Below are 3,449 nucleotides of genomic sequence, written 5' to 3' on the forward strand. Positions count from 1 at the left end.
AACAATAACAACCCCCTAAAAGCAAAGGTTGTGCCATCCGGGAATAAAAAGGCAGGGTTCGATATACTTTGATTGCTGCAAAGGATTTATATATAAGATAAAACATGAAAGTGGGAGAGGGCTTATTATTCTTCTACCGGCATTATTATTTCCAGCGCATCGGGAATAATGCTGGCCTCCACCGTATTCACCTTACCCAGGTACTCACCATCTACCTGGAAATGAACTTTCTGATGGGAATTTATTTTAAGGGACCTGGTTTGTAACAGCTCTGTTTTTTCCGGGTGAAAAGCGCCATGCGTAAAACGCATTTTAAATATTTCGGCCATTGAGATCTTTTTAATGATCACCACTTCAAAAAGATCATCCTCAATATTGCCTTCGGGGTTTATCTTAACCTTATTACCATATTGGGTGGCATTGGCTATTACCACCATGGCCGCCTCTCTTTGAATATAGCGGCCATCGATCATGATGGCCACTTTCATGTAAGCATGGCTCCAGAGCACTTTCCAGGCTGCTTTAACATAGCCCCACATGCCGCGGGTGTTTTCTGCTTCAAACTTTTTTATTACAAATGCGTTAAAGCCAATATCGCTGAGGTGTATGCAAAGCTCATTATTTACTTTTACGAGGTGTATTTTTTTGCCGGTACCATTTAAAACTATATCCAGCGCTACTGAGGGCGTAGTGGGTATGCCCAGCTCAGTGGCCATGCCGTTTGCGGAGCCGGCAGGCAGTATAGCCATTGGTATTTGCGTGCCCATAAGCGCTTCTGCTACCAGCTTTACGGTACCATCGCCCCCGGCGGCTATTACCCGGTTTGCAGCGGCGGACCTTATTACTTCCTTTAGCTCATTTACGTTGGGCTGTTCGGGAAGCTGATAATAAGTGACCTGATGCGGCAAGCTGGCAAAATAGTTGTCTATTTCCTTTTGCCAGTCAGTATCATTGCTGCCGGAAGCAGGGTTAATGATGAACAGGAGCTTTAAAGACTGATCGGGCATAGTGTTTTTTTATAGTCAACAGTTATGGCAAAATTGTATCCAAAAAATGTGCAGGCCCCTTTTGTAAAGGTGTATCATGGTTTTGGGCATGCCCATGACCTTCATGTTTTCGGGCATGTATTTAAAAAGCAGCCACCCGGCCTGCGTACCGGCAACAACCTGTTGGCTAACATCTACAACCTGCTGCGCCTTTTTTTCGTGAAACCGCTTGGCGGCGTTCCGGTGAGGCTGTTGTGGGAGCAGCAGCAGATAGATGGCACCACGGAGACCGATGGATTTTTCCATTTTGAGTGGCAAAGCATAGAGAGCGTGCCGGCAGGCCGCCATACGGTAACGGTACAATGTATGAATGAGCAGGGACAGCCCATTGCATGGGGGCAGGGGATGATACAGGTGCCGCACATTACGCAATACGGCATTATATCGGATATTGACGATACCATTATGGTATCGCATTCCGCTACTATTTTTAAACGCTTAAAAGTATTGTTTACCCGGCACCCCGGTACCCGGGAGGTCTTTAAGGACATCCGTGAACATTACCAGCTGCTGGCGCTGGCGCAAACCACTGCGGGCATGCCCAATCCCTTTTTTTATGTTTCCAGCAGCGAATGGAACCTGTATGATTACCTGCGAAGCGTATTTAAGCAAAACAGCATGCCGGAGGGCACTTTCCTGCTTAACCAGATAAAACGATGGTTTGAGATCTGGAAAACGGGTAAAACAAAACATGAAGGCAAGCTGCTGCGCATTGTGCGTATACTGGAAAGCTTTCCCAACCAGCAGTTTATTTTGCTGGGCGATAATTCTCAAAGCGATCCGGCTATTTATAAAACCATTACTGAAAAATATGCCGGCCGCATCCTTGCCGTTTATATCCGGAATGTATATGCCGGCCATTCCTTTAAAACGCAGCAGGCGCTAAAAGAGATCGCTGCCTGCGGCGTACATACCCTGCAATTCATTAACAGCGCTGAAGCCATCCAACATACCCGGGAGATCCTGTAATTCCGGCTGACGCCGTTACCCCAGTGTCAGGAAAAATATACCCAACTCCACAGGCATGCTCCGGGCCTGCATTTCGGCGCAGGGAAATATTGCTGCATTTTTTTAAATGGTTAGGGAGGAGGCGGTTTCAGCGTTACAGTTCCTGCGGGAAAAAGGTTTCATAATTGAGGGATTGTTAAGAAACCATTTAACATTCAATTTATGAAAGCATTAGTATTCCACAAGCCTAAAGATGTAAGCGTTGATACGGTTGATGATCCTGTGATACAGGCGCCTACCGACGCTATTATCCGTGTAACGTCCACGGCTATCTGTGGTTCCGACCTCCATATCTATAATGGTATGATACCCCAGCCGCATGATATGGTGCTGGGACATGAATTTATGGGTATAGTAGAAGAGGTCGGCTCCGGCGTTACCAAACTAAAACGCGGCGACCGCATTATTGTACCTTTTCCGATCGCCTGCGGGCATTGCCATTTTTGTGATATGGAGCTGCCTACCCATTGTGAAAACTCCAATCCATCCATGTACGGGCCTTCCGGCGAGATCGTTAAAATGAAAGGCGCCGGCGCTGCCTTATATGGCTACACGGATATTTACGGCGCTATTAACGGAGGGCAGGCAGAATATGCCAGGGTATTGTATGCCGATCACAATCCACGGGTTGTGCCTGAGGGTATTCCGGATGAAAAAATACTTTTCCTTACGGATATTTTCTCTACCGGCTGGGCGGCCTGTGAATGGGCAGAAGTAACGAACGGAGATGTGGTGGTGGTGTTTGGATGCGGCCCGGTAGGTATTATGGCGCAGAAGGCGGCCTGGCTGCATGGCGCTAAAAAAGTGATAGGGGTAGACCGTTTGCCTTACCGTTTGGATAAAGCAAGGAACACCGCACAATCAGAAGTGCTGAACTACACCGAGGTAGATATTGCAGAAGCAGTGCGGGAAATGACCGGTGGCTATGGCGCCGATGTGTGCATTGATGCAGTGGGAATGGAAGCGCACAGAAGCGTCCTTGAAAAAGCCGTGAATGTGCTGCAAATGGAAAAGGGCAGCATAAATGCATTAAAGCAATGTTTTGATACGGTGCGCAGAGGCGGGCGCGTATCCGTAGTAGGAGTGTATGGATCGCCCTACGATAACTTTCCTTTATACCAGTGGTTTGAAAAAAGCATTCGCCTCATGGGCGGGCAGGCCTGGGTGCAGCGCTGGCTGGATGAGCTTATTGAGCTGGTGGTGCAGGAAAAGGTTACCCTGGATGATATTATTACGCATACCGTTCCGTTAACGGAGGCTGCGAACATGTATGATATTTTCAATAAAAAGGAAGACGGCTGTGTAAAGGTAGTGCTGAAACCTTAACGGCATCAGGCGCGCTTTTTACGCTCAGCGGGCTGTTTCCATTTGGCCGGTGTGTAAATAATACGGCGC

The 3,449-nt window shown here is 47.7% G+C and carries 3 protein-coding genes; 2 read left to right on the plus strand and 1 reads right to left on the minus strand.

Annotated features, from left to right (window positions below; genetic code table 11):
* Positions 1-125 precede the first annotated feature (125 nt).
* Complete coding sequence (locus VIM87_RS03490; RefSeq protein WP_331995624.1) at positions 126-1,007, minus strand: diacylglycerol/lipid kinase family protein; 882 nt, start codon at positions 1,005-1,007, stop codon at positions 126-128.
* A gap of 24 nt (positions 1,008-1,031) precedes the next feature.
* Between VIM87_RS03490 and VIM87_RS03495 the strand changes: the two genes are divergently transcribed.
* Both VIM87_RS03495 and VIM87_RS03500 read left to right on the plus strand, forming a co-directional pair.
* A complete protein-coding gene (locus tag VIM87_RS03495; RefSeq protein WP_331995625.1) occupies positions 1,032-2,015 on the plus strand; it encodes an App1 family protein in 984 nt (327 codons plus the stop codon).
* A 201-nt stretch (positions 2,016-2,216) separates the two neighbouring features.
* Positions 2,217-3,380, plus strand: coding sequence for a zinc-dependent alcohol dehydrogenase (locus VIM87_RS03500; RefSeq protein WP_331995626.1), 1,164 nt, complete (start codon positions 2,217-2,219; stop codon positions 3,378-3,380).
* The last annotated feature ends 69 nt before the right edge of the window (positions 3,381-3,449 follow it).

Source organism: Chitinophaga sp. (genome assembly GCF_036569125.1).
Taxonomy (GTDB): domain Bacteria; phylum Bacteroidota; class Bacteroidia; order Chitinophagales; family Chitinophagaceae; genus Chitinophaga.

Coding starts and splice junctions, on each gene's coding strand:
- VIM87_RS03490 (WP_331995624.1), bottom strand. CDS start 1,007: ATGCCCGATCAGTCTTTAAAGCTCCTGTTCATCATTAACCCTGCTTCC.
- VIM87_RS03495 (WP_331995625.1), top strand. CDS start 1,032: ATGGCAAAATTGTATCCAAAAAATGTGCAGGCCCCTTTTGTAAAGGTG.
- VIM87_RS03500 (WP_331995626.1), top strand. CDS start 2,217: ATGAAAGCATTAGTATTCCACAAGCCTAAAGATGTAAGCGTTGATACG.